Here is a 25,893-nt window from a genome sequence, read left to right as displayed (position 1 = left end):
CATTGTCGGCTTCTGGCGTGGAATCCTGCCAGCAGTCGCGCCTGTACCGCAATACTTCGATGTGTCGATCGCAAATTTACGACTTCAGGGTCGTTCGACCGGCACCCACAGGCTCGGCAGGTTGACGACGACGCCCTCCTGGCTGCTGCGGGCGATGACCACGACGGCCTCCTCGGCGCCCGGGTTCTCCTCGCGGTGCGGGGCGTAGGGCGGTACGAAGATGTAGTCGCCCGGGCCGGCCTCCAGCCGGATCTCCTCGTCGCCGTCGGCGAAGACGAAGACCGGGTGGCCCGACACGACGTAGATGGCGGTCTCGGCCTCGCCGTGGTGGTGGTCGCCGGAGTTGGTGGCCGGGGCGACGTGGGTGCGGCCCATCCAGAGCTTCTCCGAGCCGACGGTCGTGCCCGAGATCGCCTCCAGCCGGGTCATCCCCGGCGTCTGGCCGGTGTCGCCGCCGAGCTCGGCGCCGCGGATGTGCCGCAGCGGGGCGTGCCAGTGATCGCTCATACCCCCGCACTGTACCGCCGACGCCTTTTGCCCGATTTGTCGTTAAGGCGGGTAACGAAGGGAGTTCGAATGAACCGCAGGAGCCTGCTGCTTGCCGCCGGCGCCGTCGGCGTCACGACCGCGGTCGGGGGCGCGGCCGCCGCGATCGCCGCCGACGACCCCGAGGCGGGCCGCGGGGCGCGGCCGATGTTCACCTGGGAGCTCGCCGGCGGGTTCGTCCCGGCGGGCTGGAGCGCGCTGCGGGCGCCGCGGCTGGTCGCCTACGACGACGGCGTGCTCCGGCAGCTGCGCGACGAGCAGCGGGCGCGCCTGCGGGTCCCCGGCATCGCCGACGCGGCGAAGCGGCTGCGGATCGGCCCCGGCGAGCTGCGCTCGCTGCGCAACCACGCGACAACGGTCCTGCGCGACCCGGCCAACGCCCGCCGCCGCGCCGGCGCCCCGATCATCGCGGACGTACCGTCGACGGTGTTCACCGCGCGCACCAACGGGCGCCGGTTCAGCCTGCAGTTCGAGGGGCTCGAGGAGACGCGGCGGGACCGGGCCGACCCGACGCCGGCGTACTCGCTGCTCGACCACTGCACCCAGCTGCGCGACCGGGTGAACCGCACCGGCACGGCGTTCGCGCCCGACGCGGTGCGCATGATCGCGGTCCTGCTCGACGCGGCCCAGCCCGCCTCGGCCCCGGTGCCGCCGTGGCCCGCCGGCGTGCCGGTGCCCCGCTTCCGCAAGGACGAGTTCCTGGTGCAGACCGACCTGCGCGACCGCCGGGCCCGGGCCCTCATGCGGGCCGTGCCGCGCCCGGACTCCGCGCAGTGGCCGGTGTTCCGGCTCCCGGACGGCCGGCGCGCCCAGCTCAACTGGCGTTTCCTGCTGCCACACGAATAGCCTTCAGCGTTTCCACCAACACCCTTCGGGTCACCGCGACGTCCTGGCCCATCTGGAACCCGGGGTGCAGCACGGCGAACCCGTGCAGCGCGGCCCGCAGCACGCGGGTCGCGTGCACCACCTGGTCGTCGGTGAGGTCGTAGCCCTTGAACACGGCGAAGACCACGGCGAGGAAGCGGTCGGCGGCCGCCGTCACGCCCGGGTCGGGGTCCGCGCGCTGCGGCACGAGCGCGTAGCGGTTCGGGTGCCGGGTGACGAAGGCGTCGTAGACGTCCGCGAGCGCCTCGAGCGCGTCGTCGCCACTGCGACCGAGCATGGCCGCGGTCGCCTCGGCGGTGAACTCGTCGAGGATGCGGATCCGCAGCAGGGCCCGCAGCTCGGCGAGGCCGGCGACGTGCTTGTACAGCGACGGCGTCGCCACCCCGCACACCCCCGCCACGGCGGCCAGCGTCAGCGCCTCCGGCCCGCCGTCGTCGAGCACCCGCAGGGCCGCGTCGACGACGGCGGCGGGGCTGAGCCCGGCCCTAGGCACCGACACGCTCCCGCACGAACTCGGCCACGGCCGCGGCCGTCTCCGCCGGCATCTCCGAGTGCGGGTAGTGCCCGGCGCCGTCGATCATCGAGACCTGCCCGTGCAGCCGCTCGGCCATGAGCCGCGCCTCGGCCGCCGGGTCCGGGAAGTCGGGGTCCTTGCTGCCCATGACGACCAGCGCAGGCGTGGTGACCTCGCCGGTGCGGGCCGCGCACACGTCCGTGTCGGCCGCCATCATCGCGCGCAGGGCCGCCATGCGCCCGGGCTCCTTGAGCGAGGCCGACAGCGCGCGCTTCTCGGCCGGGTCCGCCTTCTTCGTCTTGTACAGCGAGGCCCAGTACGCGATCCACAGCGGCCGGAACCGGCTCACCGCGGCGATGGCGGCACGCATGAACACGTTGGGCCGGGGCATCACCCGCGCGAACGGGTCGGAGAGCACGATCGCCCGGAACAGTTCGGGCGCCTCGGCGGCGGCCCAGACCGCGCTCGCCCCGGTGTAGGAGTTGGTGAACAGGACCGCGGGGCCGGCCTGGAGCCGCCGCAGCAGCGCGATCGCGTCCCGGGCGACGGCCTCGGGCGAGTAGTCGGCCCACACCGCGTCGGTCTCGCCCTGCCCGCGCAGGTCCATGGTGACGACCCGGTAGCCGCGCGCGGTCAGCTCGGGGACGAACTTCGCGTAGGTGCGCCGGTCGACCCCCATGCCCGGGAGGCAGAGCACCAGCGGCCCGGTGCCGGCGGTGTCGTCGTAGGCGATGGTCCCGTTCTCGTGCTCAAAGCTCAGCGTCATAGCCAATAAGCTAATGCCATTAGCTTTGTACGTCAAGAGCCTCGGCGTCGCGGCGGGCGGCGGCCACCGGTTCGGCCCGATGTACCAGCAGACCCTGAGCGGCTGCCCGGCCCGCCTCACCGCGATCCTGAAGGACGAGCGGCTGCGCTCCGTGCTCGCGGTCGCCCTGTCCGACTCCCCCGAGGCCGAGCGGGCGCGCAAGGAACTGCCGGCCCTGATCGCCCGGGCCGGCGCGGCCGACACCCCACCCGGCCCGGCCGGCAGCCCGAGCGGCGCCCGCCTGCGAGTCGTGCACGGTGCGCCGGGTTTGTGAGGGTCTCGTGGAGGTACGAACGCGGTGCCCTTCACGGCGATTGGATTCCGCGCATGCGGAGGACGGTTTACGCGCTCTATGCGCGGCGGCTCGGTGCGCGGCTCGCCGGCGCGAACCTGCCCCGGCTTCCGGAAGGTCGACTTCCTCAGGGCGCTGCGGTCGTACTCGGCACGCCACCGGCGGTTCGGCTCGTAACCCCGCCGCGCACGAGCCGGGCCGCCCGGGCGGTCACCGCCAGCAGCAGCGCGCCCGCGGCCACCCCGAGCGCGAACCGCACCGCCGCCGGGGCGAAGGACTCCGGCCAGCCGGCCTGGTCGGCCAGGAACGAGCCGAGCAGGAGCTTCCAGGCGTTCCAGGCGAACAGGAAGCCGGACCCGATCCAGGCCAGCGCGAGCGGCACCGGCCCGCGGCCCAGGAACCAGGCCCCGGCCGCGATCGCGAGCGCCCACAGCGCGTCGTTGCCCAGCTGCAGGTACCAGGTGACGTCCCGCGCTTCCGGACGGACCAGGCCGGCCGGGCCGCCCAGCGCCCAGTACGCCGACACCGCCGCGAACAGCAGGGCCAGGGCGGCCGCCGGGCGCGACCACGGCGGCCTCGGGCCGGGCGCGAACGCGGACGGCCAGCGCTCGCGCAGGTACAACGGCAGCGCCACGGCCAGGCACACGCCCATCCCCAGGAAGCTCAGCTCGATGAGCCAGTACTCCCACCCGGGCGCCTCCGGCGTCCCGTCCGAGGCGACGGGCAGCAGCGAGGAGACGAGCATGTACGGGATCATCGGCACCAGGAAGCCGCCGCCGATCCAGGCGAAGAAGAGCACCGCCCGCCCCGGCAGGCGCATCCCCCAGGGCCGGGCGAGGGCGAGCGCCAGGGCGACGCCGGTCGCGGACATGATGACGGTGGCCAGGTTGAGCGCCACGACCGGGAGGCCGCCGGCGGCCAGGCCGAACAGTCCCGCGATGACCCAGGAGACCTTGATGAGCAGGTACGGCGTCATCGCGGCAGCGCCCCCGTAGGCGAATGCCTTTCGCATGGACGTCAGTCTCTACGGTGTCCCCTGTGGGCAGCCTGAGCCGGCTGAGTAGGGTTCGTGCTGTGGGAGCACTCGCGCAGGCCGGACGGGACTATCGGGCGCAGCAGGAGATCTCGCTGCTCGACGGGCGGCTCACGGTGACGCTGCCCGAAGGGGCGCGGGCCGAGGCGCGCAACCAGTCGCTCATGGGCGTGGCCGCGTCGGGGCAGGCGGAGACGCGGGTCCTGTTCGACCTCGACGGCGAGCGCCTGGTGCTGCTCGCCTCCGAGCTCTTCCGCGTCGTCGCCGGCGAGCTGCACAGCTCGATCGAGGCCGTCGCGCAGACGTGGGAGCTGCCGGCGGGGCAGCGGCTGGAACCGATCGAGGCCGGGGCGGAGACGGTCGCGTACGGGTACTTCCCGCTCGACTCCCGGCGCCAGGCCGTGCCGATCGCGGATGCGTTCGTGCGCACCGCCGATTTCGCGGTGGTACGCGTCCAGCTCTTCGTGTCGCCCAACGCCGCCGACGACCGCGAGGGCCTCACCGAGCTGGCCTCGCAGGTCCTGCGCACCGTGCGCCCCGGCGAGCGGAGCCTGCGCGCGGCGGCCGGCGAGCGCCGCCTGGTCGACCTGGGCGGCGAGACGATCCTGACCGCGCACGTGCCGGACCGCTGGGTGGCGTACCAGGAGCCGGGGCTGTCCTTCGTGGTGCTCCGCCTGTTCCGCCTCACCCCGCTCGGCGGCCCGTTCGCGTCGGTGACCCTGTACCGCGGCAGCGCGCCGTCGCTGGTCCACGAGCGCTTCCCGGCCGACGCGGTCACGAGGTCCGGCGGGCGCCTGCTGGGGCTGCCGACCGACTGGGTCCACGTCCACACCGGGATCGGGGGCACGTCGGCGGTACACATGCGGGAAGCGCTCGTCGAGGACGGCTCGGGGCAGTTCGTCCACGCCCTGGCCGAGACCGACGAGCCCGTCTTCGAACCGGAGATCGACGAGATTCTGGGCTCCATCGCGCGCGTGCGGGCAGAATGACCGCATGCGCCGCCGGGCCTGGTCCGAGCTCGCCTACGTTCTGGTGGGCGCGCCGCTGGCCGTTCTCGGCGCAGCGTACGTCCTGATCTGCCTGCTGCTCGGCGCGGCGCTCGCGGTCACCGCCCTCGGCGTGCCCCTGCTCGCGGCCGCCGTCCCCGCGACGCGGATGCTCGGGCGGGCCCGGCTCGCCCTGGCCGGCGCCCTGCTCGGCGAGCACGTCCCGGCCCCGGAGCCGTACCGCCGCGGCGGCGGCCTGTTCGCCGGCCTGCGCGACGGCCCCGGCTGGCGGGCGGTCGCGTACCAGGTGGTCGCCCTGCCGCTGGCGGTCGTGAGCCTGGCCGTGGCGACGGCGACGTGGGGCTGGGGCCTGGTCGCGCTCACCGCGCCGATCCAGCGGGCGTTCGGCGTCAACGTCCCGGGCTCGCTCGGCCCGGCCGGGATCGCGGCGCTGTGCGTGAGCGGCGCCGTGCTCCTGCTGCTCGCCCCGCGGGCGGTCCGCGCCACCGTACTGCTGGACCGGCTCCTGATCCGCGCCCTGCTGGCCCGCGACGAGCGCGCGAGCCGGATCGCGGCCCTGGAGCGCACCCGGGCCGGCGCGGTCGAGGGCGCGGCCGCGACCCTGCGGCGCATCGAGCGCGACCTGCACGACGGCGTCCAGGCCCGGCTGGTGGCGCTGGCCATGCACCTGACGATCGCCGCCGAGACCCTGCCCGCCGACGGCCGCCCGATGCTGCTGGCCGCGCGCAACGACGCCCGCGACGCCATCCGCGAGCTGCGCGAGGTCATCCAGGGCATCCACCCGCCGATCCTCGACAACGGCCTCGACGCCGCGGTCGCGACCCTGGCCGCGCGCAGCCCGGTCCCGGTGACCCACCGCGTGGCGCTCGCGACCCGCCCGACGGCGGCGATCGAGACCATCGCGTACTTCACCCTGGCCGAGCTGCTGACCAACGTGGCCAGGCACAGCAACGCCACCGAGGCCGCCGTCGAGGTGACCGAGCCGGACGCCGGCGCCCTGCGCCTGGTCGTCCGCGACAACGGCGCCGGCGGCGCGACCCCGGACGGCGGCACCGGCCTGCGCGGCACGGGGCGGGGCGGCACGGGGCGGGGCGGCACCGGGCGGGGCGGCACCGGCCTGCGCGGCATCGCCGACCGGGTCGCGGCGGTCGACGGCACCCTCGCCGTCACCAGCCCGCCCGGCGGCCCCACCGTCGTCACCGTCGACCTGCCCCGGCCGCGGTGAGGCCCCGATGCGCATCGTGATCGCCGAGGACCTCGCCATCCTGCGCGACGGCCTCGCCCAGCTGCTCACCCTGCGCGGCCACGACGTCGTCGGCGCCGGCGACGCCGCCGAACTGGAGCGCGCCGTCGCCGCCCGCCGCCCGGACGTCGCGGTCATCGACATCCGCATGCCGCCGACCCACACCGACGAGGGCCTGCGGGCCGCCCTCGACCTGCGCCGCCGGCACGAGGGGCTCGGGGTGCTGCTCTTCTCGCAGTACGTCGAGACGCGCTTCGTCAGCCAGCTGCTCGCCGAGGGCTCGGCCGGCATCGGGTACCTGCTCAAGGAGCGCGTAGCCGACGTCGACGACTTCACCGACGCGCTGCACCGCGTGGCGGCCGGCGGCACCGCCCTCGACCCCGAGGTCGTCACCCAGCTCATGGCCCCGCGCCGCCGCGACGCCGGCCTGGCGAGCCTCACCCCGCGCGAGCGCGAGGTGCTGACCCGGATGGCCGAGGGCCGGACGAACGCCGCGATCGCCGCGGCGTTCGTCATCACCGAGCGCGCCGTCGAGAAGCACGTCGCGAACATCTTCACGAAGCTGGGCCTGCTCGCCTCGGGCACCGACCACCGCCGCGTACTCGCCGTGCTGCGCTACCTGGAGCACCGCTGACCCGCTCAGATCTGCCGGCTCCACAGGACCACGAACACGACCACGGCCCCGACGACCGCCACGGTGACCGGCACCAGCCACCGGGGCCGCGGCCCGCCGTCGAGCGCGACGCTCAGCCGCCGGTGCAGCGCCGCGATCCCGGCGAGCGCCCCCAGCCCGGCGAGCAGGATCGGGATGCCGACGAGGAAGTGCACGAACCAGGCCCCGGCGCGGCTGGGCCCGCCCCACGAGTTGTCGTACGGCCCGGGGTCCACGATCCCGTACAACACCCCGCGCAGCACGAAGATGGCGAGAAACGCGAGCGGCACGAGCGCGACGACCCCGAGCACCAGCCCGGCGACCGCGGGCCCGATCCGCCGCCGGGCGAGCCCGCGCGGAATGAGCAGCGCGCAGTACATGACGTTGTTCCCGATCGTCCGCACAGCAGCAACCATGGCTCCAGCCTGGGCCGCGGGGCCGCCCGGCGACATGGTGGTGCCACGACACCTCAGGGGTTCGGAAAACCGAACCCCGCCGCCTCGATGACCGTCTCCAGGGGCGCGTCGGTGTCGACGACGACGTGGCGGTCCGTCCACGGCTCGTACGCGGCCGCCCGCGACTCGACGCGGTCCCAGGTCGGCTCCGGGAGGTGGCGAAAGCCCCGCCGCCGGCCCTCCAGGCGGCGGCGGTGCTCCTGCCGGTCGGAGCACGTGAGCACCACGAACCGCAGCTCGACGGCCGCGCTGCCGGCCGCCCGGCGCCAGGTCTCGCGGGCCGGCTCGCCGTCGTTGACGGCGTCGACGACGACATCGCGGCCCAGCGCCAGGTTCTGCTCGGCCGCCGCCCGGATCACCTCGTAGGCCGCGACCCCGGTCGCCCACCCGGCCGGCAGCCCGGCACCGAGCATCGCGTCCTCGGCGTTGTCGACGGACAGGTGCACGGCGCGCAACCGGGCGGCGATACCGGCGGCCACGGCACTCTTGCCGACGCCCGGCAGGCCGGAGACGACGATCAACACACCTCAGCGTACTTGCACGACGGCCCGCGCCCGCTCGGGCGTGACGACCGGCCGAAGCCGTGGATCGGTGAGGAGAACGACCGGCGCGATCCGATGCGGCGAGTCCGAGCGCCAGCCGGGCAGCGCGGCGAGCACGACGGCCCAGGCCGCGTCGAGAGCGCCGTCGTCGGCCAGCGCGCGGGCGCGCTCCAGCGCGGCCTGGAACGCCGGCGGCTCCGGCAGCACCGGCGGCACGAACCGCTCAGGCGCCGCCAGCTCGTCCTCGGTAAGAATGCCGGCGAAGAGTGCGCGATAGGGGCCGATCGGGGCGTTGCGGAGGTACAGCGGCACGGCCTCGGCGCGCAGCTGCTCCCGGCCGATCTCCTCGACGACGTGCGGCCGTGCGAGGACCTCGTTGCGGATCTCGTGGTGCACGGAGGCCGGGTCGAGGAACCCGTTGAGCATGACGGCCAGGTACGCGCCCGCGCCGGAGCCCTTGACCGCGGCACGGGCGAGGGCGTCGACCGCGCCGGTGACATCGCCGCGCCGGGCCAGTGCGCGGCCCTCGTCGACCAGTGCCCCGGCGCCGGCCGCGTCGACCGGGCGGCCGTCGCGCCCGCTCAGCTCCTCGAAGGAGGCCCGCTCGGCGTCGACCAGGGCGGCGAAGGACTCGTACCGGTCACCGAGACCGGGATACCAGCTCGCCCAGGTCCAGGCCGCCCACTCGCCGTCCGGCCCGGCATCGCCGGGGTCGAGCAGCCAGTACTGGGCATCGCCGGCCCCGGAGACCAGCAGCGCCCGGTCGCCCAGCGCGGACTCGCCGGGCTCCGGGCTGTCCCGGATGGCCTCGTGCAGCCCGGGGCCGGCGTCACGCAGCCAGGCGACGTCGTCCGTGGTGCGCATGGTCCACATGAACGGCCCGAGGTTGAGCCAGCCGTCGGAGGCCGCGAGGAACGACCGGTAGCTCGGCGGCAATGCCATACCCAGACGTCGCTCGGTCTGTGCGAGCCGGGCGACGTCCGCGCCGTCGAAGCCCAGCCAGCCGGCGGCGCGCTGGGCGGCGCTGACCTCACCGAGATCGCCGTCAGCGGCGACCTGGAGCACGTCGGCGCTGTACCCGGCGAGATACTGCCGCCATTGCTCGACGTCGCGCGCGCTGGTCACCGGACCACGGTAGCCGAGGCGCCGAGGGGCTCACCCGATGCCGGCGGTGCGGCAGGCCTGCGAGTACTGGCCCGCGCACAGGGCGCCCGGCGTGCACGCGGCGGATCGGAAGGGGTGTTACAGCGCCCGGCGCAGCCACTCCTCGACGCCGGCGACGTGGATCGAGGCCCAGGAGCGGGCCAGGTCCGGCTGGCGGGTCGCGATCGCGTCGACGATGGCCTGGTGCTGCTCGCGCGTGCGGGCCGCCGCGCCCTCCTGGGTCAGGCCGCGCCAGATGCGGGCGCGCGTCGTCGGGCCCGACAGGCCGTCGATGAGCGAGCACAGCACGGCGTTGCCCGAGCCCGCGGCGATCAGGCGGTGGAACTCCAGGTCGTTGGCGACGAGCGCCTCGATGGCCGGGTCGGCGCCGAGCGCGTCGAGCACGGCCTGGAGGCGGGCCACGTCGTCGTCGGTCATGCGGGTCGTGGCCAGGGCGGTCGCGGCCGGCTCGAGGATGCGGCGGACCTCCAGGAACTGCAGCACCGTGTCGTCGCGGTGGAAGTCGACAACGAAGCTCAGGGCGTCGAGCAGGAGGTCGGGCTCCAGGCTCGTCACGTAGGTGCCGTCGCCCTGGCGGACGTCGAGTACGCGGATCATCGACAGCGCCTTGACGGCCTCGCGCAGCGAGTTGCGGGACAGGCCCAGGCGCTCGGCCAGGTCCGACTCCTTGGGCAGCCGGTCCCCCGGGCCGAGCTCGCCCGAGGTGATCATGCCCTTGATCTTGTCGATGGCCTCGTCGGTCAGTGCCACAGTTGCCTCCGCGGCGACTGTACTGCGGGCAGGCCATATACCTCACGCGCCGTCGCCGCGAACACCTCCGGCGCCGGGACCAGCGCCCGGATGCGCTCCAGGGTCTCGCCGTAGGGCACCGCCAGCGTCGACACCGGCCAGTCCGAGCCCCACATGAGCCGCGCCGGGCCGAAGCGCTCGAGGGCGGTCTCCACATACGGCCGGACGTCGTCGACCTCGGTGAACAGGCCGGAGATCTTGGCGTACACATTCGGCATCTCCGATAAATCGGAAATGTCGGACCGCCACGAGCCGAAGTCGCGCGGCTTGCCGAGATGATCGAGCACGAACCGCACCCCGGGGCAGGCGGCCGCGACCCGGACGGCGGACGGCAGCTGGTCCGGGCGGATCACGAGATCGAAGACGAGGCCGGCCGCGCCGTACGCGGCGAGCCCGGAACGCACGTCCGCGCGCGCCAGATAGTCGGTGTCCTCGGCCTGCACCTGCGCGCGCAGCCCGACCAGGTACTCCGCGCCGGGCAGGTCCCGGTAGGCGGCGAAGCCGGGCGACGCCGGATCGTCCCAGGCCACCACCCCGGCGATCTCCGGCGTCGCCGCCGCGTGCGCGAACAGCAGCGCGGCCTCTTCGGCGTCGCAGCGGCCGCCCTCGACCAGCACGGTCTGGGTGACCCCGGCCGCGGCGAGCTCGGCCCGCAGGTCGGACGGGGTGTAGGTGCGGCGGATCGGGGCGAGCGCCGGGGCGTCGAGCCAGTCGTAGCCGCCGCCGAGGTGCCACAGGTGGTGGTGCGCGTCGACGATCACAGCAGGCCCCGCTCGCCCAGGGCGGCCCACAGCGCGTCCGCGGGCGGGGCGGCGAACCGCGCGGCGTTGCGGCGCACCTGGCCGGCGTCGTCGGCGCCGACGACGACCGCGGTCACCGCCGGGTGGCGCCCGGGGAACGAGAGCGCGGCGGCCGGCAGCGTCGTGCCGAACTCGCGACAGGCCTCGGCCAGGTCGGCCGCGCGCCGGATCAGGTCCGAGGGCGCGTCGCCGTACTCGTAGTGCAGTCCGGCCCGCGGCACGTCCTCGGCCAGCAGGCCGCTGTTGAAGACCCCGGCCGCGAACACGGCGACGCCGGCCGCGGCACAGGCCGGCAGCAGGGTCTCCGCGGCCGGCTGTTCGAGGAGGGTGTACCGCCCGGCGACCATGACGACGTCGGGCGCGCACTCGGCCACGACCCGCGCGAGTACACCCGCGTCCTTGGAACCGGCCCCGACGGCGCCCACCACCCCCTCGGCGCGCAGTTCGGCGAGGGCCGGGAAGCCGTGGCGCAGCGCCGCCTCCGGCGCGAACTCCGGATCGTGCAGCAGCGCCACGTCGACGCGGTCGAGCCCGAGCCGGCCCAGGCTCTCCTCCAGCGAGCGGCGCACCCCGTCGCGGCTGAAGTCCCACACCCGGCGGTGCGTGCGCGGGACCGCGAAGCCGTCGGCGAGGTCGTCGCCGCCGTCGGCGGTGGGCTCGAGGAGCCGCCCGACCTTGGTGCTCACCGTGTATTCGCCGCGCGGCCGGCCCGCGAGCGCCGCCCCGAGCCGCCGCTCCGAGAGGCCGAGGCCGTAGTGGGGCGCGGTGTCGAAGTACCGGACGCCGCAGTCCCAGGCCGCGTCGACGATGGCGCGGGCGTCGGCGTCGGAGCGCTCGCGCCAGAGATTGCCCAGCTGGGCGCAGCCGAGGCCGAGCGCCGTCACGCCGGAGGCCTGACCCGCAGGGCGTGCATGCCGCCGTCGACGGACAGCACGGCGCCGGTGGTCGCGCTGGCCAGCGGGCTGGCCAGGTAGGCGATGGCGTGCGCGATCTCGGCGGCCGAGACCAGCCGGCCGGTCGGCTGGCGGGCCTGCAGGGCGGCGAGCTCGCCGGCGGGGTCCGCGGCCTGGTCGAGCAGCCGCCGCACCCACGGGGTGTCGGCGGTGCCCGGGTTGACGCAGTTGACCCGGATGCCCTCGCGCACGTGGTCGGCGGCCATGGCGGCGGTGAGCGACTGCACGGCGCCCTTGGTCGCGCTATACAGGGCCCGGTCCGGCAGGCCCGCGTGGGCCACGATCGAGCAGGTGTTGACGATCGCGGCGTGCGCCGAGCGGCGCAGGTGCGGCAGCGCGGCGCGGCTGACCCGGACCAGGCCGACGACGTTGACGTCGAAGACGCGGTGCCACTCCTCGTCGGCGTTGCTCTCCACCGTGCCGATCGCGCCGATGCCGGCGTTGTTGACGAGGATGTCGATGCCGCCGAGGTGCTCGGCCGCGGCGGCGACGCCCGCGCGCACGGCGGCGTCGTCGGTGACGTCGGCGACGAAGCCGGCGACGCCCTCCGGGATGCCGTCGGTGCGCAGGTCGAGGCCGGCCACGCGGGCGCCCAGCCCGGCGAGGTGGCGGGCGGTGGCCAGCCCGATCCCGGACGCGGCCCCGGTGACGACGGCGGTGAGACCGTCGAACTCTCCAGTCACGAAGCTCTCCCAAACATCGGAGGATTGCTGTCTATCAGCCGGAGACTGCCCGCCGCAAGGGGTTGTCGACGGCCTATAGATAGGATGTTCGCTACTCCATGCCGCGCTTCCCCGGCGTCCAGAACGGCTTGGTCAGCACCGAGCGCCGCGGCCAGCCCCGGTCGCGGACGAGATGCTGCCGCACGGACTGCACGGCCCGCGCCTCCCCGGCGACATAAGCCTGCCCGGGTTCCGGCGGAAGATCCAGCAGCCGTACCGCATCGATGAGGCCGTCCCGCGACGCCCACGTGACGTTGCCGTCGAGGGCGAGCCGGTCCGCGGGCCCGGCCTCGACCACGACCCGGCTCGCGGCGCGCCCGGCGGCCGGCAGCGCCCGCAGCATGGGGCCGAACGCGACCGACGCGGTCTCCTCGCCGACGAAGAGGTGGTAGCGCGCCGGGCGCGTCACGAAGTCGCCCTTGGGCCGGCTCAGCAGCACCTCGTCGCCGGGCTCGGCCGCGGCCATCCAGCGCGCGCCCGGGCCGTCGCCGTGCAGCAGCGCCTGCAGCTCGATGGTGTCGGCCTCGCGGCTCCACACGGAGTAGGTGCGCAGCAGCGGCCCGAAGGCGCCCTTCGGGCCGACGTCGACGCGGACCTGCTGGCCGGGCCGCCACTCGGCGTCACGCAGCGCGCCGGCCCGGAGGCGCAGGCGGCGGAACCGCCCGGTGATCTCGGCCTCGACGACCGCGGCGCGCACGAACAGCTTCTCCCACAGCTTCATGCCGCGGGACGGTACAGCGCACGGCGATATTTCCCATCGGAGCCTTCGTCTGGTGCATTGTGGCAATGCACCGGACGAGGGTTCCGGCCATGGAAGTTGCTAGATGTCCTCGTCCAGCTGCGTGCCGCGGCGCGGGTCGCGGATGCTGCGGCCGGTCGAGTCGACGGCGCCCTCGTCCACGAGGCCGCCGCGGGCCAGCTGGTGCTCGAGGCTCTGCTTGCGCTCGGCCTCGAAGCGCGCCGCCTCGCGGGCCGCCGCCTCGGGGCTGTTCGGGTCGATTCCGGTCGGGTCATGCGCGTTCATGCTGCTCACTCCCAGTGCTCGGCGATGCGGGGACGGGCGGGTCGGGACACAGTACCCAGGGTGAACTGCGCTAATCCAGAGGCGTGATGTTCCGGATTCTCACAGCACCGCCGTCGCGTGGATAGATTCGAGGCGAGAGCAATCTGCGACTCGAAGGAGACCTGACGCATGTCAGCACAGAGCAGCGCGGCGAACGCGGGCACGATCGACGTCGGCGGCGACCTGACCGTCAACCGGCTCGGCTTCGGCGCGATGCGCATCACCGGCGACGGGATCTGGGGTCCGCCCCGCGACCGCGAGGAGGCCAAGCGGGTCCTGCGCCGGGCCGTCGAGCTGGGCGTGAACTTCATCGACACCGCCGACTCCTACGGCCCCGACGTCAGCGAGGAGCTGATCGCCGAGGCGCTGCACCCGTACGCCGACGACCTGGTCATCGCCACGAAGGGCGGCCTGGTTCGGCCGGGCCCGGACCGCTGGGACGCCGACGGGCGGCCCGAGCACCTGCGCGCGGCGCTCGAGGGCAGCCTGCGCAAGCTGAAGCTCGACACGATTCCGCTGTACCAGTTCCACCGCGTCGATCCCCGCGTCCCGCTCGAGGACTCGGTCGGGGCGATCGCCGAGCTCAAGGCCGAGGGCAAGATCCGCCACATCGGCGTATCGAACTTCACCGAGGAGCAGCTGCGGGCCGCGCAGCGGATCACCCCGGTGGTGTCCATCCAGAACCGCTACAACGTCGACGACCGCGGCTCGGAGTCGCTTGTCGACCTGTGCGAGCAGGAGTCGATCGTCTTCCTGCCGTGGGCGCCGATCCAGAACCTCGACGGCAACGCCGCGATCGAGGCGGTCGCGAAGAAGTACGAGGTCACGCCCCGCCAGATCGTGATCGCCTGGCTGCTGGCCCGCTCCCCGGCGATGCTGCCGATCCCCGGCACCGGCTCCGTCGGCCACCTCGAGGACAATATCGCGGCCGCCGGCATCGAACTGTCACCGCAAGAGGTCTCGGACATCACCCGCAACGCGTAAAAAAGAATCTCGGGCGCGATGTCGGATCCGGGCCCTCCCCTTCGAGGAGGGGATGAAGGACCTACTCGACGAGGGAGACGACATGCGTTACGTGATGCTGCTCGAGGCGACCCACCAGCCGTCGACGCCGCCGCCCGCCGGGCTCATGGAGGCGATCATGAAGCTCGGCGAGGAGGCGACGGCGGCCGGGGCGCTGCTGGACAACGCCGGCCTGCTGCCCAGCGCGGCCGGGGCGAAGATCACCGTCACCGGCGGCGACCTGACCGTTACCGACGGCCCGTTCGCGGAGACCAAGGAGCTGATCAGCTACGCGCTGTACTCGGTGCGCTCGAAGGAGGAGGCCGTCGAGTGGTGCTCCCGGTTCATGAAGGTCCACCGCGACCTGTGGCCGGAGTGGGCGGGCACCTGCCGCGTCCTGCAGGTCATGGAATTCTGAGCCGCTGAGATGCCGGACCAGCCGGACGTGCGCCGCGTGGTGGAGGCGGTCTACCGCATCGAGTCCGCCCACATCATCGGCGCCCTGGCCCGGCTGGTCCGGGACGTCGGGGTCGCCGAGGAGCTGGCCCAGGACGCGCTCGTCATCGCGCTGGAGCAGTGGCCGGCCCGGGGCGTGCCCGACGCCCCGGGCCCGTGGCTCATGGCCACGGCGAAGCACCGGGCGGTCGACTACCTGCGCCGCCAGGAGACGTACCGCCGGAAGCTGGCCGTGGTGGGCGCGGACGACGAGGTCGACGAGGAGTCGGAGATCGTCGACGCCCTGGACGACCACATCGGCGACGACACGCTGCGCCTGATCTTCACGGCCTGCCACCCGAACCTGACGACGGAGTCCCAGGTCGCGCTGACCCTGCGCATGCTGGGCGGCCTGCGCACGGACGAGATCGCGCGCGGCTTCCTGACCACGGAGGCGACGGTCTCCCAGCGCATCCTGCGGGCGAAGAAGGCCCTGCACGGCGTCGCGTTCGAGCTGCCGCCGCCGGGCGAGATCCCGGCCCGGCTGTCGGCGGTACTGGGCACCGTCTACCTGATCTTCAACGAGGGCTACGCGGCCACCGCGGGCGACGACTGGTCCCGCCCCCAGCTGTGCGAGGAGGCCCTGCGCCTGGGCCGGGTCCTGAGCGGCCTGCTGCCGAACGCGCCGGAGGTCCACGGCCTGACCGCGCTGATGGAGCTCCAGGCCTCGCGGCTCCCGGCCCGCAACGATCACGACGGCCGCCCGGTGCTGCTGAAGGACCAGGACCGCCTGCGCTGGGACCGCCTGCTGATCAGACGCGGCCTGGAGGCGCTGGAGCGGGCCGAGCGCCTGGGCGTCCTGGGCCCGTACGGCCTGCAGGCGGCGATCGCGGCGTGCCACGCCCGGGCGACGACCTTCGAGCGGACGGACTGGGGGCGCATCGCGGCCCTCTACCAGCTGTTGTCCCACGTCACGAAGTCGGCGGTGGTCGAGCTGAACCGGGCCGTCGCGGTCGGGATGTCCGAGGGCCCGGCCGCGGGGCTGGCGCTGCTCGACGAGCTCAGCGCGGCGCGGCGGCTGGTCGGGTACCCCCATCTCCCGGCCGCCCGGGGCGAACTCCTGGAGCGCCTCGGTCGCCTCGACGAGGCCCGGACGGCGTTCGCGGAGGCGGCCGCGCTGACCCGGAACGAGGCCGAACGCGAGTTGTTCCGCAACCGCACCTTTTGAATCGCCCCCGCGGTGGGAAAGAGGACGATGTGCGGTTTCTGGGCGGACGGTACCGGCTGCGACGCAAGCTGGGCGAGGGCGGGATGGCCAGCGTCTGGGCGGCGCACGACGAGGTGCTGGACCGCGAGGTGGCCGTCAAGCTGCTGACCCCCGAGCACACCGCCGACCGGGAGGCGTTCGACCGGGCCCGCAACGAGGCCCGCTCCGGGGCCCGCTTCGCTCACCCGAACGTGGTGGCGGTGTACGACTTCGGCACCTCGCGGCGCGCCGGCCGGGGCACCGCGTACCTGGTCATGGAGCTGGTCGAGGGCCAGCCGCTGGACGCCGTCATGAGCGAGGGCCCGCTCGACTGGCGGGTCGCCGGGCGGGTGTGCGCCGAGATCGGGGCGGGCCTGGCCGCGGCGCACGGGCACGGCATCGTGCACCGTGACATCAAGCCGGCCAACGTGGTGCTCACCCCGGCCGGCGCCAAGATCCTCGACTTCGGCGTGGCCGCGCGCACCGGGCAGCCGGACCAGCTGCCGGACGGGACGCTGCTCGGCACGCCGTCGTACCTGGCGCCGGAGCGGCTGGAGCGGGGCGCGGCGGCCCCGCCGGCCGACGTGTACGCGGTCGGGGTGCTGCTCTACCAGTGCCTGACCGGCCGCCTGCCGTGGCCGGCCGACACCGATGCGCAGGTGCTGCACGCGCACCGGCACACCCCGCCCGCGCCGCTGCCCGAGATCGCCGGGCTGCCCGAGGAGCTCGCCGAGGTCTGCACGGCGAGCCTGGACAAGCTGCCGGAGGCGCGGCCGACCAGCGTGGCGCTCGCGCTGCTGCTGTCGGCCGCGGTCGACGTGCCGGTACACGTGCCGCCCGTGCTCCGCCCGCACGCCATGTCGCCGTCGATACACGCGACGACCGAGGCGATATCCGTTTGACCGCCGTGTAATTGTCACGGTGTGAGCGACTATCTGGGGATCAACCGCGCCCAGTGGGACGAGCGCGCGCCGGCGCACGCGGCCTCGCGCGGGTACAACCTCCGGGGTTTCGACGATCCGGAGCACCTGAGCAACGTCGTCCGCTTCGACCGGCCCCGCCTCGGCGATGTGCGCGGCCTGCGGGCCGTGCACCTGCAGTGCCACATCGGCACCGACACGCTCTCCCTGCACCGGCTCGGCGCCCGGGTCACCGGCCTCGACTTCTCCCCCGCCTCCCTGGCCGAGGCCCGCGCCCTGGCCGAGCGCGCGGGGGCGGACATCGACTACGTCGAGTCGGACCTCTACGGCGCCCCCGGCGTGCTCGAGGCCGGCGCGTTCGACCTGGTGTACACCGGGGTCGGCGCCCTGTGCTGGCTGCCCGACGTCCGCCGGTGGGCCGGCGTCGTCGGGGCCCTGCTGCGCCCCGGCGGCCGGCTGTTCATCCGCGAGGGCCATCCCATGATGTGGTCGATCGACGAGACCCGCAAGGACGGCCTGCTCGTCGTCGGCTTCCCGTACTTCGAGACGCCGGACCCGCTGGTGTGGGACGAAGCCGAGTCCTACGTCGACACCGACGGCGCCGCGTTCCAGCACACCGTCACCCACTCGTGGAACCACGGCCTGGGCGAGATCGTGGGCGCGCTGCTCGGGGCCGGGCTCGAGCTGACCATGCTGGAGGAGCACGACAGCTGCCCCTGGGACTTCTACCCCGGCCGTACCGTCGAGGGCCCGGACGGGGAGCACCGGCTGGCCGCGGGGCGCGAGCGGTTGCCGCTTACATACACTCTTCAGGCGCGTAGACCGTCGTTCTCATAGTGTGGGAGGCCGAGCCGTGGGCGAGGAGCAGGACGTCAATCGGGTCGTGGCCGAGGCCGCCCGGGCCGCCCGGGCCGCGGCCGCCCCGCTCGCCGCGGCGCCGGCCAAGACCATCGACGAGGCGCTGCGCGGGATGGCCCGCCGCCTCGCCGCCGGCCCCGCCCCGATCCTCGAGGCGAACCGCGCCGACGTGGCCGCGGCCGAGGCCGGCGGGATGAGCGGCGGCCTGCTCGACCGGCTGCGCCTCGACGAGGCCCGCCTCGCCGGCATGGCCGAGCAGCTGAACATCCTCGCCGACGTGGAGCCCGAGCCGGCCCGGCGCACCGTCCGGGAGCTCGGCGGCGGCCTGGTGCTGCAGGAGTGGCGCCGCCCGGTCGGCGTCATCGGCGCCAACTACGAGGCCCGCCCCAACGTGACGGTGGACGTCGCCTCGCAGCTGATCAAGAGCCAGAACGGCGGGGTGCTGCGCACCGGCTCGGCCGCCCTGGCCTCGGCGACCGCCCTCATGGACGAGATCGTCGCGCCGGCCCTGGCCGAGGCCGGCCTCGACCCGGCCGCGGTGCAGCTCATCCGGGCCCGGGGCCGCGCGACCGCCGACGCCCTCGTCGCCCAGCCCGGCCTGATCCCGCTGGTGATCCTGCGCGGCAGCGGCGAGAGCACCCGCATGCTGGCCGAGAAGGCGGCGCTGCAGGGCGTGCGCACGCTGGCCCACGCCGACGGCGGGGGCGTGCTCTACATCGACGCCGCGGCCGACCTGGACAAGGCGTTCGCGCTGGTCGACGCCGGCCTCGACCGCCTCGGCGTGTGCAACCGGCTCAACCTGCTGCTCATCCACCGCTCGCGGTACGACGAGCTCGTGCCGCGGGTGAGCGCCGCCGTGGGGCCCCGGATCGCGGTCTCGGCGCCGCCGCACGCGCACGCGCTGGGTTACGAGTGGGCGCTGGACTCCGACCGTGAGGCGACCATCACCGTGGCGCCCGTCGACTCCCCGCTCGCCGCGGCGCGTCTGGCCAACGACGAGACGTCGGGGCTGGCCGCGGGCATCGTGACCGAGGACGCCGCGGCGGCCCGGGAGTTCCTGGGCGCCTACGCCGGGACCGGGGCGTTCTGGAACGCGACGACCCGGCTGCTGGACGGGTTCAAGCTGCTCAACGTGCCCGAGACGGGGATCAACATCGACCGGGTGCCGGGGCCGCGGGGGCCGGTGACGTTCCGGGACCTGTCGCTGCGGCAGTACGCGGTGGTGCCCGCCGACCGCCTCGCCGACCTGGACTGAGCCGCTCGAGCTTTCAGTAACGGAAAACGGCCACCGCCCGGCGCAGGTCGCCGGCGATGTCGCCCAGCTCCTCGGCCGTGGCGGCCGTGCCCTTCGCGATGCCCGTCGTCTCCTCGGCCGCGGCCGCCACGCCGCCGACGTTCGCGCTGATCTGGCCGGCGCGGCCCGCGACCTGGCTGACGGTCCGGCTCATCTCGGCCGTCGTGGCCGACTGCTGCTCGACCGCGGCCGCGATCGCCGTCTGGGCGTCGCGGATGGTCGTGATGACCTCGCCGATCTGCTCGATCGCCTGCCCCGCGGCGGCCGAGTCGCGCTGGATGGCCTCGACGCGCTGGGCGATGTCCCCGGTGGCGCGGGCGGTCTCCTGGGCCAGGTCCTTCACCTCGGTCGCCACGACCGCGAAGCCCTTGCCGGCGGCGCCGGCGCGGGCGGCCTCGATCGTGGCGTTGAGCGCCAGCAGGTTGGTCTGCTCGGCGATCGACGTGATGAGCTTGACGACCGTGTCGATCTCGCGGCTCGGTCTCCGCGGACCGGGCCAGCGGCAGCAGCTCCTGCTGCAGCACCGTGCGGTAGTCGGCCAGCGCCTTTTCGAAGGCGGCGCGGTCGCTCGTCTCCCCGGCCACGGGCAGCGCGATGAACTCGCTCCACGCCTGGTCCAGCCCCGTGTTCGCCGCCTGCACGTTCTGCAGCGCGGCCGCGATGTCGGCGGCCGTGATGGCGAGGGCCATGTTCGAGACCTCGGCCTGGACCGTCTTGAAGAACAACCCGACGTCGTCGAGGTCGGCGATGTCCTGGAGGTTGTCGCTGTACATCAGGCGAAGCCGGTCCTGGGCCGCGCCGAGCTGACGGATGCCCAGGACCCCGACCCCGACGAGCAGGGCGCAAACGACCGCGACGGTCGAGGCGAGCTTCCCGGCGATCGGTAAATTCCGCACCATGTCCGGCTATTCGGCCGAATGTCCGACTACGTGAGCAATGTTTCGCGGATCCAGTCGTGCAGGGGGTCCACCCGGGTGGTGGTCTCCTCCTGGTCGTGCGGGCACGAGGCCCCCGTGCTCTCCACCGAGACCAGCACCGGGAGCCGGCCGGGCTCGGCGAAGTAGGGCGCGCCCGAGTCGTACTCGCACGCGCTCGTGTCGAGCGCGGGGCGGTACCCCTTCACCCCGACCGTGACCGGGGCGACCGAGGACACCCGGACCTGGCCGGTCCGCAGCTGCCGGGACGGGGCCGGGTCCGTGGCCGCGCGCTTGCCCCACCCGGTGATGCGCAGCACGGCGCCGGTCCGGGGCGCCTTCTCGGCCACGCGCAGCGGCACGACGTCGTACACCGGCCGGTCGAGTTTGGCCAGCGCGATGTCGCCGCTCGGAGCCTGGCGCACGGAGACGACCTTCGCCACGTGGCCCGTCCGGTGCGACAGGTCCGCGCGCCCGACCGTCGCGGTGGTCTCGTACGGCACCGACCCCGACGCCGGGTTGCGCCGCGGATCGTGGAAGCAGTGCCCGGCGGTGATGATCCACCAGGGGGACACCAGGGCCGCCGAGCAGGCGCTGGCGTAGCCGGTGCCGTCGGGCTTCGGAATGCCGGTCATGGTCAGCTGTACCGCGAACCGGTACCGCCCCTCCGGCACCGGACCTCCGCTCGCGACAGCGCCGGCGGGCGTGGCGAGGCTCGTCGCGGCCGCGGCCACCATGGCGGTGAAGGCGATCGAGCGGGCCAGCCGTGACGACTGGCCCGTCACGGAGTGGCGGACATGTCGGTGAAGACCGGGTCCGTCAGCTCGCCCTCCCCCGTGATGCGCAGCGACGACACCTGCGTCGGCGGGGTGCGGCGGTCCCAGATGCGCTGGTTGCGGATCGTCGCCGAGCGCACCCGGGCGTTCACGCAGATCCCCGCGGCCGGATGCCCCTCGGTCCCGTTGCCCCGGATGCGGTTGCTCACCAGGAACGGGTCGATCAGCTCGCCGTCGAGGCGGATGCCGTCGCCGCCGTTGTCCCAGATGTCGTTGCCGTCCAGGACCATGTCGCTGGCCGGGACCGAGATCGCGCCCGGGAGGTTGTGCTGGCGGTACCCGTGCCCGCGGTTGCGGCTGATGCGCGTCGCGCTCACGGTGTAGCCGCCCGGGGTGTTGCCGATGCTCACGCCGTCGCCCGGGTTGTCGTCCACCACGCAGCCGCTCACCACGCCGTAGCGGCCGGCCACGTGCGTGGTGCCCTGGCCGGACACGTCGAAGCCCGCGGTGTGGTTGCCGATCATGGTGCAGCCCGAGACCAGCAGGCCGTCGGCGCCCCAGTCGGAGATGCCGTACTCGTTGTCCTCCGCGTGGCAGCCGAGGATGCGGATGCCCCGCGGCGGCGTCCAGGCGGCGTCCTGGAGCTCGACGAAGATGCCGTTGGTCCCGTTGCGCCGGGTCACGCACTCGGACACGGTCAGGCGCTCGACCGCTCCCCAGCCGCCCACGCCGATGCCGATCCCCGCGCCGCCCTTCTCCCAGCCGGCGTCGAGCCGGCCGCAGTGCACCGCGATCACGCGCTCCACGGTGCAGTCCTGCAGGAAGTCGCAGCCGAAGCCGGTAGCCGGGGTGTCGTGGATGTACAGGTCGCGGAAGGAGGCGCGGACGACGTACTGCAGCCCGAGGCCCTTGGCGAGCACGTCGTACGCCGGCAGCGTGATCTGCGACCCGTCGATCTCGAAGCCGGCGAAGGTGACGTCGGCGATCGGGCGGTCGGGCGCGGCGCCGTGCTGCAGGGTGGTCCAGAACGCCAGCGGCACCGGGGTGCTCGGCGCGCCCGGGTTGGACAGCACGAACCGGGTGGCGCCCGGACCGTCGCCGATCAGCGAGACGCCGGTGCGCCAGATGGTGCCGGCGTCGTGGATCGCGTAGGTCGCCGCGGGGCAGTGGATGACCTCGCCCGGCGGGCACGAGTCGACCAGCTTCTGCAGGGCCGGCTGGTCGTTGGTGACGCCGTCGCCGGTGAGGCCGTGGTCGAGCGCGTTGATCACGTGGGGTCGGATACCCGCAGGGCCCCGAGTATGCGCGCGAGCTCGGCCCGATCCCGCTCGGGCAGCGCGGCGAAGAACCGCTCGGCCTGGGCGCCGCGCTCGGCCCGGATCCGCTCGGCGGCGTCGGCGCCCGCCGGGGTCAGCCGCACCAGGGTGGCCCGGCGGTCGGCCGGGTCCGGGAGCCGCTCCACCAGCCCGCGCTCCTGCAGCCCGTCGACGACCTCGGTGGTCGAGCGCGGGGCGATGCGCAGGTGGTCGGCCAGCTCGCTGAGCCGCATGGTGCCGTGCCGGACGAGCACCATGAAGGCCCGCCCCTGCCCGGGCGTGATCCCGAACGGCTGCATTGACTCGTGGGACCGGTGCCGCAGCTGCCGGGCGACGCTCCAGAACAGCTCGGAGAGGTTCTCATCCTCCACGGGAACAAGGTACCAGGGGTTTGTGTTGTTGCCTCATAGTGAGGTACCCTCAGCATATCCCGACAGGAAGGTGTTCCCCTTGGAGCCCAATCCCCCCGCCCGCGCCCGCGGGAGCCGTAAGCCCTCCGCCGCCGAGAAAGAGCAGGCCAAGCAGGTTTCGCTGGCTCGCATCGGGCGGCTCTTCACCGCGCACCGCGGCCGCCTGGCCGGCGTCGTGCTCATCATCGTGGCCTCGTCCGTGCTGGCGATGGCCTCCCCGTTCCTGCTGCGCGAGGTCATCGACCGCGCGCTGCCCGCCCGCGACACCCGGCTGCTGGTCTGGCTGGTCCTCGGCATGGTCGCCGTCGCCGCCGTGACCTCCGCGCTCGGCGTAGTCCAGACCTGGCAGTCGACGAAGGTCGGCCAGCTGGTCATGCACCGCCTGCGTGTCGACGTGTTCACGCACCTGCAGCGGCAGTCGGTCGGCTTCTTCACCCGCACCCGCACCGGCGAGGTGCAGTCCCGCATCACCAACGACATCGGCGGGATGGAGGCGGTCGTCACCAACACCGCCACGTCCATCGCCTCCAACCTGACCACCGCGATCGCCACCGCCGTCGCGATGGCGGCGCTGTCCTGGCGGCTGTCCCTGGTGTCGCTCGTCGTGCTGCCGCCCGCGATCTACCTGACCCGCCGGGTCGCGAGCATGCGCCGCGAGATCACCGCCCAGCGCCAGCGCGAGCTGGCCGACCTCAACGTGACGATCGAGGAGGGCCTGTCCGTCAGCGGCGTGCGCCTGTCCAAGACGATGGGCGCCGGCGGGGCGGTCGTGCGCCGGTTCACCGAGTCGTCCGGGCGGCTGATCGACCTGGAGCTGCGCTCCGAACTGGCCGGACGCTGGCGGATGGCCTCGATGAGCATCATCTTCGCCGCGATCCCGGCGATCATCTACCTCAGCGCCGGCCTGCCGATGACCGCGGGCACGCTGAGCATCGGCACGCTGGTGGCGTTCACCTCGCTGCAGGCGGGGCTGTTCCGGCCGCTCATGGGCCTGCTCGGGGTCGGCGTGCAGCTGACCAGCTCGCTGGCGCTGTTCGCGCGGATCTTCGAGTACCTCGACCTGCCCGTCGAGGTCGCCGAGCCCGCCCACCCGAAGCGGCTGCCCGCGCCCCGCGGCCACCTGCGCTTCGAGGACGTCACGTTCACCTATCCGGGCAGCGACGCGGCCGCGGTGGCGGGCGTCTCGCTCGACGTGCCGGCCGGGACGTCGCTGGCGATCGTCGGCGAGACGGGCTCGGGCAAGAGCACGATCGCCGCGCTCATCGCCCGGCTGCACGACCCGGGCGCCGGGCGGATCACCATCGACGGCGTCGACCTGCGCGACCTGCGCCTCGACGACCTCGCGGCGATCGTCGGGGTGGTGAGCCAGGAGACCTACCTGCTGCACACCACCGTCCGGGAGAACCTGCGCTACGCCAAGCCCGACGCGACCGACGCCGAGATCGAGACCGCGGCCCGGGCGGCCCGGATCCACGATCTCATCGCGTCGCTGCCGGAGGGGTACGACACCGTCGTGGGCTCGCGCGGGTACCGCTTCTCCGGCGGCGAGCAGCAGCGCATCGCGATCGCCCGGACACTCCTGCGCGACCCGCGCATCCTGGTGCTGGACGAGGCCACGAGCGCGCTGGACAACGAGACCGAGCGGGCCGTGCAGCGTGCCTTCGACGCCCTGGCCCGCGGCCGGACCACGATCACGATCGCGCACCGGCTCTCCACCATCCGCGACGCCGACCAGATCGCGGTCCTCGACCAGGGCCGGATCGTCGAGCGCGGCACGCACGACACCCTCCTCACGGCCGCCGGGGCCTACGCCACCCTGGCCGCATGAGTCCGGGAAGTCCCCGATGACGGCGGTGGCGCGGCAGGAGCATGCTTGGGGCATGGGTCGTTTCCTGGTTGGTGCCATCGCGGTCGTCGTGGGCCTCTTCGTGGTCGGCGCGATCGCCGTATGGGTGTTCCACGCCCTGCTCAGCACGCTCGGCTACCTCATCGTCGGCGCGCTCGTGGTGGGCGGCGGCATCTGGCTGTACGGCAAGGCCAAGCGCGGCCTGGGCAGCTCCCGCAACCAGCGCCGCATCGAGGCGGGCCTGGCGACGTGGAAGCAGCGCAACCGCTGACGCGTTTTTTCGAGGCGGCTCGATCGCGCGCGGTCAGGCCCCGCCGGGGTTCCGGCGCGCGATCGCCGCGTTGAGCGCCGTCGCGAAGCCGGTCCAGGCCACATAGGGCGCCAGGGCGGCCCCGGCCGCCCGGTCCGCCTTCCACGCACGCCGCAGCAGGTCGAGGTTCGACGCGTTGAGCAGCGCGATCTCGGCCAGCGCGGCGCGGGGACGGCGCGCCCCGAAGAAGACCGCCGTCCAGCCCGCGTTGAGCGCCAGGTTGACCCCGTAGGCGACGGCGAAGTCGCGCCGCTCCCGCCCCTTGCCCGCGTCGAGGGCACGGGCGCCGGCGAGGGCGATCAGGCCGTACAGCGGCGTCCACACCAGCGGGAACGCCTGCCGCGGGGGCTGCCAGGCGGGCTTGTCGAGGCGGCGGTACCACGGGTCGCCCGGCCTCGTCGCGAGCGACCCGATCCCGGCCGCCACGGTCACGGCGGCGGTCGTCTTGAGCCATGTGGGAACGCGCATACCCGCCTGGTACCCGTCACTCGCGCGGCGTCACCTCCAGTACGCGGGTGGCGGGCACGGCCGCCCCGTAGCGCTCGCGCAGCGCGAGCCGGTCCGGGTCGTCCAGGAAGGCCTGCAGGCCCTCCCGCGCCGCGAAGTGGATGACCTGCACCTCCTCGCGGCCGTCGGTGAGCCGGCGCTCGAGGCTCCCGCCGTGCCGGGGCAGCAGCGCGAGCACCTCGTCCTCGTACGCGGCGGAGGCCTCGGACACCAGCTCGACCAGCGCGACCAGCAGCAGTCCCGTCACCGCACCAGCCAAGCACACGCGGCCGGCGCGAGAAACCCGCCCGCCAGCCCGAACTGGGCGGAGTAGTCGCCGGCGCGGACGTGCGTGTAGAGCGCGCACACGAAGAACAGCACCAGGCCGAACGCGGCGAGCGTGCCCGCCCACGGCACCGCGAGCCCGGCCGGCAGCCCGAACGCCCCGGCCGGCTTCAGCGTGCCGATCGGGAACGTCAGCCACGACTCGGGCACCCCGGCGCGGGCCATCCCGGGCAGGATCGGCCGGGATGGCCCGAAGTGCAGCACGGCGCAGGTGCCCGAGAACAGGTTGGCCGCGGCCGTGACCAGGGCCGGCACGGCGTGGGCGGACAT

Annotated in this window: 33 protein-coding genes and 1 pseudogene; 13 read left to right on the top strand and 21 right to left on the bottom strand. The window is 74.1% G+C overall.

What is annotated here, in order from left to right:
- Positions 1-84: 84 nt before the first annotated feature.
- Entirely contained in the window at positions 85-507 is a 423-nt protein-coding gene (locus tag ACPPVO_RS12705) for a cupin domain-containing protein (RefSeq protein WP_426511396.1), read from the bottom strand.
- A gap of 69 nt (positions 508-576) precedes the next feature.
- Between ACPPVO_RS12705 and ACPPVO_RS12700 the strand changes: the two genes are divergently transcribed.
- Entirely contained in the window at positions 577-1,392 is an 816-nt protein-coding gene (locus ACPPVO_RS12700) for a hypothetical protein (RefSeq protein ID WP_426511395.1), read from the top strand.
- On the opposite strand, the gene ACPPVO_RS12695 is transcribed toward ACPPVO_RS12700, so the two are convergent.
- On the bottom strand, positions 1,361-1,924 hold the full coding sequence (locus ACPPVO_RS12695) for a TetR/AcrR family transcriptional regulator (RefSeq protein ID WP_360377475.1): 564 nt from the start codon (positions 1,922-1,924) through the stop codon (positions 1,361-1,363). The two genes, ACPPVO_RS12700 and ACPPVO_RS12695, sit on opposite strands and share 32 nt — an antisense overlap.
- Entirely contained in the window at positions 1,917-2,711 is a 795-nt protein-coding gene (locus tag ACPPVO_RS12690; protein ID WP_426511394.1) for an alpha/beta fold hydrolase, read from the bottom strand. The genes ACPPVO_RS12695 and ACPPVO_RS12690 overlap by 8 nt, the downstream gene beginning before the upstream one ends.
- A 13-nt stretch (positions 2,712-2,724) precedes the next feature.
- On the opposite strand from ACPPVO_RS12690, the gene ACPPVO_RS12685 reads away from it, so the two are divergent.
- Positions 2,725-3,024, top strand: coding sequence for a hypothetical protein (locus tag ACPPVO_RS12685; RefSeq protein ID WP_426511393.1), 300 nt, complete (start codon positions 2,725-2,727; stop codon positions 3,022-3,024).
- Positions 3,025-3,169: 145 nt separating this feature from the next.
- Here the strand turns inward: ACPPVO_RS12685 and ACPPVO_RS12680 are convergent, their stop codons facing one another.
- Complete coding sequence (locus tag ACPPVO_RS12680) at positions 3,170-4,054, bottom strand: hypothetical protein (protein ID WP_426511392.1); 885 nt, start codon at positions 4,052-4,054, stop codon at positions 3,170-3,172.
- Between the two features lie 62 nt (positions 4,055-4,116).
- Here ACPPVO_RS12680 and ACPPVO_RS12675 point away from each other — a divergent pair, with 62 nt between their 5' ends.
- Genes ACPPVO_RS12675 through ACPPVO_RS12665 form a run of 3 tightly spaced genes read left to right on the top strand, consistent with a single transcriptional unit; the run spans position 4,117 to position 6,959 of the window.
- Positions 4,117-5,064: a hypothetical protein gene (locus ACPPVO_RS12675; RefSeq protein WP_426511391.1), complete on the top strand. Its 948-nt coding sequence runs from the start codon at positions 4,117-4,119 to the stop codon at positions 5,062-5,064.
- Between the two features lie 4 nt (positions 5,065-5,068).
- Complete coding sequence (locus ACPPVO_RS12670) at positions 5,069-6,307, top strand: sensor histidine kinase (protein WP_426511390.1); 1,239 nt, start codon at positions 5,069-5,071, stop codon at positions 6,305-6,307.
- Between the two features lie 7 nt (positions 6,308-6,314).
- Entirely contained in the window at positions 6,315-6,959 is a 645-nt protein-coding gene (locus ACPPVO_RS12665; protein WP_426511389.1) for a LuxR C-terminal-related transcriptional regulator, read from the top strand.
- A gap of 5 nt (positions 6,960-6,964) precedes the next feature.
- On the opposite strand, the gene ACPPVO_RS12660 is transcribed toward ACPPVO_RS12665, so the two are convergent.
- The 9 genes from ACPPVO_RS12660 to ACPPVO_RS12620 form a co-directional block, all read right to left on the bottom strand.
- Positions 6,965-7,381 carry a hypothetical protein gene (locus ACPPVO_RS12660; RefSeq protein WP_426511388.1) on the bottom strand — a complete coding sequence of 139 codons (417 nt, stop codon included), beginning with the start codon at positions 7,379-7,381 and terminating at the stop codon, positions 6,965-6,967.
- A gap of 65 nt (positions 7,382-7,446) precedes the next feature.
- Complete coding sequence (locus tag ACPPVO_RS12655; protein ID WP_426511387.1) at positions 7,447-7,956, bottom strand: AAA family ATPase; 510 nt, start codon at positions 7,954-7,956, stop codon at positions 7,447-7,449.
- Between the two features lie 3 nt (positions 7,957-7,959).
- Positions 7,960-9,099, bottom strand: a complete 1,140-nt coding sequence (locus tag ACPPVO_RS12650; RefSeq protein WP_426511386.1) for an SMI1/KNR4 family protein — start codon at positions 9,097-9,099, stop codon at positions 7,960-7,962.
- Between the two features lie 117 nt (positions 9,100-9,216).
- Positions 9,217-9,888, bottom strand: coding sequence for a FadR/GntR family transcriptional regulator (locus ACPPVO_RS12645; RefSeq protein ID WP_426511385.1), 672 nt, complete (start codon positions 9,886-9,888; stop codon positions 9,217-9,219).
- Entirely contained in the window at positions 9,879-10,688 is an 810-nt protein-coding gene (locus ACPPVO_RS12640; RefSeq protein ID WP_426511384.1) for an amidohydrolase family protein, read from the bottom strand. The genes ACPPVO_RS12645 and ACPPVO_RS12640 overlap by 10 nt, the downstream gene beginning before the upstream one ends.
- Positions 10,685-11,611 carry an aldo/keto reductase gene (locus ACPPVO_RS12635; RefSeq protein ID WP_426511383.1) on the bottom strand — a complete coding sequence of 309 codons (927 nt, stop codon included), beginning with the start codon at positions 11,609-11,611 and terminating at the stop codon, positions 10,685-10,687. The genes ACPPVO_RS12640 and ACPPVO_RS12635 overlap by 4 nt, the downstream gene beginning before the upstream one ends.
- Positions 11,608-12,363 (bottom strand): SDR family NAD(P)-dependent oxidoreductase, encoded by a 756-nt coding sequence (locus ACPPVO_RS12630; RefSeq protein WP_426511382.1) that lies wholly within the window; start codon positions 12,361-12,363, stop codon positions 11,608-11,610. Before ACPPVO_RS12630 ends, ACPPVO_RS12635 begins: the two co-directional genes overlap by 4 nt.
- Positions 12,364-12,454: 91 nt before the next feature.
- Positions 12,455-13,123 carry a siderophore-interacting protein gene (locus ACPPVO_RS12625; protein ID WP_426511381.1) on the bottom strand — a complete coding sequence of 223 codons (669 nt, stop codon included), beginning with the start codon at positions 13,121-13,123 and terminating at the stop codon, positions 12,455-12,457.
- 99 nt (positions 13,124-13,222) lie between these two features.
- A complete protein-coding gene (locus ACPPVO_RS12620; RefSeq protein WP_360390404.1) occupies positions 13,223-13,426 on the bottom strand; it encodes a hypothetical protein in 204 nt (67 codons plus the stop codon).
- Positions 13,427-13,594: 168 nt separating this feature from the next.
- Between ACPPVO_RS12620 and ACPPVO_RS12615 the strand changes: the two genes are divergently transcribed.
- The 6 genes from ACPPVO_RS12615 to ACPPVO_RS12590 all read left to right on the top strand — a co-directional run bounded on the left by ACPPVO_RS12615 (position 13,595) and on the right by ACPPVO_RS12590 (position 19,181).
- Positions 13,595-14,449, top strand: a complete 855-nt coding sequence (locus ACPPVO_RS12615) for an aldo/keto reductase (protein ID WP_426511380.1) — start codon at positions 13,595-13,597, stop codon at positions 14,447-14,449.
- A gap of 82 nt (positions 14,450-14,531) precedes the next feature.
- Positions 14,532-14,885 (top strand): YciI family protein, encoded by a 354-nt coding sequence (locus tag ACPPVO_RS12610; protein WP_426511379.1) that lies wholly within the window; start codon positions 14,532-14,534, stop codon positions 14,883-14,885.
- 9 nt (positions 14,886-14,894) lie between these two features.
- Positions 14,895-16,130, top strand: coding sequence for an RNA polymerase sigma factor (locus tag ACPPVO_RS12605; RefSeq protein ID WP_426511378.1), 1,236 nt, complete (start codon positions 14,895-14,897; stop codon positions 16,128-16,130).
- Positions 16,131-16,159: 29 nt separating this feature from the next.
- Positions 16,160-17,050, top strand: a complete 891-nt coding sequence (locus tag ACPPVO_RS12600; RefSeq protein WP_426511377.1) for a serine/threonine-protein kinase — start codon at positions 16,160-16,162, stop codon at positions 17,048-17,050.
- A gap of 21 nt (positions 17,051-17,071) precedes the next feature.
- Entirely contained in the window at positions 17,072-17,905 is an 834-nt protein-coding gene (locus ACPPVO_RS12595; RefSeq protein WP_426511376.1) for a class I SAM-dependent methyltransferase, read from the top strand.
- A 16-nt stretch (positions 17,906-17,921) separates the two neighbouring features.
- Positions 17,922-19,181, top strand: a complete 1,260-nt coding sequence (locus tag ACPPVO_RS12590; RefSeq protein WP_426511375.1) for an aldehyde dehydrogenase family protein — start codon at positions 17,922-17,924, stop codon at positions 19,179-19,181.
- A 13-nt stretch (positions 19,182-19,194) separates the two neighbouring features.
- Here the strand turns inward: ACPPVO_RS12590 and ACPPVO_RS12585 are convergent, their stop codons facing one another.
- From ACPPVO_RS12585 to ACPPVO_RS12565, 5 genes and pseudogenes are all read right to left on the bottom strand, one after another.
- A complete protein-coding gene (locus ACPPVO_RS12585) occupies positions 19,195-19,638 on the bottom strand; it encodes a methyl-accepting chemotaxis protein (RefSeq protein ID WP_426514617.1) in 444 nt (147 codons plus the stop codon).
- Positions 19,639-19,723: 85 nt separating this feature from the next.
- Positions 19,724-20,119, bottom strand: a pseudogene (locus tag ACPPVO_RS12580) (MCP four helix bundle domain-containing protein); the annotation flags it as partial.
- A gap of 26 nt (positions 20,120-20,145) precedes the next feature.
- Positions 20,146-20,919 (bottom strand): S1 family peptidase, encoded by a 774-nt coding sequence (locus ACPPVO_RS12575; RefSeq protein WP_426511374.1) that lies wholly within the window; start codon positions 20,917-20,919, stop codon positions 20,146-20,148.
- Positions 20,916-22,181: a right-handed parallel beta-helix repeat-containing protein gene (locus ACPPVO_RS12570; RefSeq protein WP_426511373.1), complete on the bottom strand. Its 1,266-nt coding sequence runs from the start codon at positions 22,179-22,181 to the stop codon at positions 20,916-20,918. Before ACPPVO_RS12570 ends, ACPPVO_RS12575 begins: the two co-directional genes overlap by 4 nt.
- Complete coding sequence (locus tag ACPPVO_RS12565) at positions 22,178-22,597, bottom strand: MarR family winged helix-turn-helix transcriptional regulator (RefSeq protein ID WP_426511372.1); 420 nt, start codon at positions 22,595-22,597, stop codon at positions 22,178-22,180. The genes ACPPVO_RS12570 and ACPPVO_RS12565 overlap by 4 nt, the downstream gene beginning before the upstream one ends.
- Before the next feature lie 79 nt (positions 22,598-22,676).
- Between ACPPVO_RS12565 and ACPPVO_RS12560 the strand changes: the two genes are divergently transcribed.
- Together ACPPVO_RS12560 and ACPPVO_RS12555 are read left to right on the top strand one after the other, a co-directional pair.
- Positions 22,677-24,464, top strand: a complete 1,788-nt coding sequence (locus ACPPVO_RS12560; protein WP_426511371.1) for an ABC transporter ATP-binding protein — start codon at positions 22,677-22,679, stop codon at positions 24,462-24,464.
- Positions 24,465-24,516: 52 nt separating this feature from the next.
- Positions 24,517-24,753 carry a hypothetical protein gene (locus ACPPVO_RS12555; RefSeq protein WP_360390431.1) on the top strand — a complete coding sequence of 79 codons (237 nt, stop codon included), beginning with the start codon at positions 24,517-24,519 and terminating at the stop codon, positions 24,751-24,753.
- Positions 24,754-24,786: 33 nt separating this feature from the next.
- Here the strand turns inward: ACPPVO_RS12555 and ACPPVO_RS12550 are convergent, their stop codons facing one another.
- The 3 genes from ACPPVO_RS12550 to ACPPVO_RS12540 are packed head-to-tail and all read right to left on the bottom strand — an operon-like array spanning position 24,787 to position 25,893.
- Positions 24,787-25,260 (bottom strand): TspO/MBR family protein, encoded by a 474-nt coding sequence (locus ACPPVO_RS12550; protein WP_426511370.1) that lies wholly within the window; start codon positions 25,258-25,260, stop codon positions 24,787-24,789.
- A 16-nt stretch (positions 25,261-25,276) separates the two neighbouring features.
- Positions 25,277-25,546 carry a hypothetical protein gene (locus ACPPVO_RS12545; RefSeq protein ID WP_426511369.1) on the bottom strand — a complete coding sequence of 90 codons (270 nt, stop codon included), beginning with the start codon at positions 25,544-25,546 and terminating at the stop codon, positions 25,277-25,279.
- Complete coding sequence (locus ACPPVO_RS12540; RefSeq protein WP_426511368.1) at positions 25,543-25,893, bottom strand: DoxX family protein; 351 nt, start codon at positions 25,891-25,893, stop codon at positions 25,543-25,545. Before ACPPVO_RS12540 ends, ACPPVO_RS12545 begins: the two co-directional genes overlap by 4 nt.

It is taken from the genome of Dactylosporangium sp. McL0621, from assembly GCF_049995355.1.
GTDB lineage: Bacteria > Actinomycetota > Actinomycetes > Mycobacteriales > Micromonosporaceae > Dactylosporangium.
The sequence above is the reverse complement of the archived record's forward strand: the minus strand, read 5'-3'. Positions and strand labels throughout refer to the sequence as shown.

Coding starts and splice junctions, on each gene's coding strand:
- ACPPVO_RS12665 (WP_426511389.1), top strand. CDS start 6,315: ATGCGCATCGTGATCGCCGAGGACCTCGCCATCCTGCGCGACGGCCTC.
- ACPPVO_RS12625 (WP_426511381.1), bottom strand. CDS start 13,123: ATGAAGCTGTGGGAGAAGCTGTTCGTGCGCGCCGCGGTCGTCGAGGCC.
- ACPPVO_RS12555 (WP_360390431.1), top strand. CDS start 24,517: ATGGGTCGTTTCCTGGTTGGTGCCATCGCGGTCGTCGTGGGCCTCTTC.
- ACPPVO_RS12685 (WP_426511393.1), top strand. CDS start 2,725: ATGCCATTAGCTTTGTACGTCAAGAGCCTCGGCGTCGCGGCGGGCGGC.
- ACPPVO_RS12615 (WP_426511380.1), top strand. CDS start 13,595: ATGTCAGCACAGAGCAGCGCGGCGAACGCGGGCACGATCGACGTCGGC.
- ACPPVO_RS12700 (WP_426511395.1), top strand. CDS start 577: ATGAACCGCAGGAGCCTGCTGCTTGCCGCCGGCGCCGTCGGCGTCACG.
- ACPPVO_RS12610 (WP_426511379.1), top strand. CDS start 14,532: ATGCGTTACGTGATGCTGCTCGAGGCGACCCACCAGCCGTCGACGCCG.
- ACPPVO_RS12620 (WP_360390404.1), bottom strand. CDS start 13,426: ATGAACGCGCATGACCCGACCGGAATCGACCCGAACAGCCCCGAGGCG.
- ACPPVO_RS12540 (WP_426511368.1), bottom strand. CDS start 25,893: ATGTCCGCCCACGCCGTGCCGGCCCTGGTCACGGCCGCGGCCAACCTG.
- ACPPVO_RS12705 (WP_426511396.1), bottom strand. CDS start 507: ATGAGCGATCACTGGCACGCCCCGCTGCGGCACATCCGCGGCGCCGAG.
- ACPPVO_RS12605 (WP_426511378.1), top strand. CDS start 14,895: ATGCCGGACCAGCCGGACGTGCGCCGCGTGGTGGAGGCGGTCTACCGC.
- ACPPVO_RS12690 (WP_426511394.1), bottom strand. CDS start 2,711: ATGACGCTGAGCTTTGAGCACGAGAACGGGACCATCGCCTACGACGAC.
- ACPPVO_RS12670 (WP_426511390.1), top strand. CDS start 5,069: ATGCGCCGCCGGGCCTGGTCCGAGCTCGCCTACGTTCTGGTGGGCGCG.
- ACPPVO_RS12550 (WP_426511370.1), bottom strand. CDS start 25,260: ATGCGCGTTCCCACATGGCTCAAGACGACCGCCGCCGTGACCGTGGCG.
- ACPPVO_RS12680 (WP_426511392.1), bottom strand. CDS start 4,054: ATGCGAAAGGCATTCGCCTACGGGGGCGCTGCCGCGATGACGCCGTAC.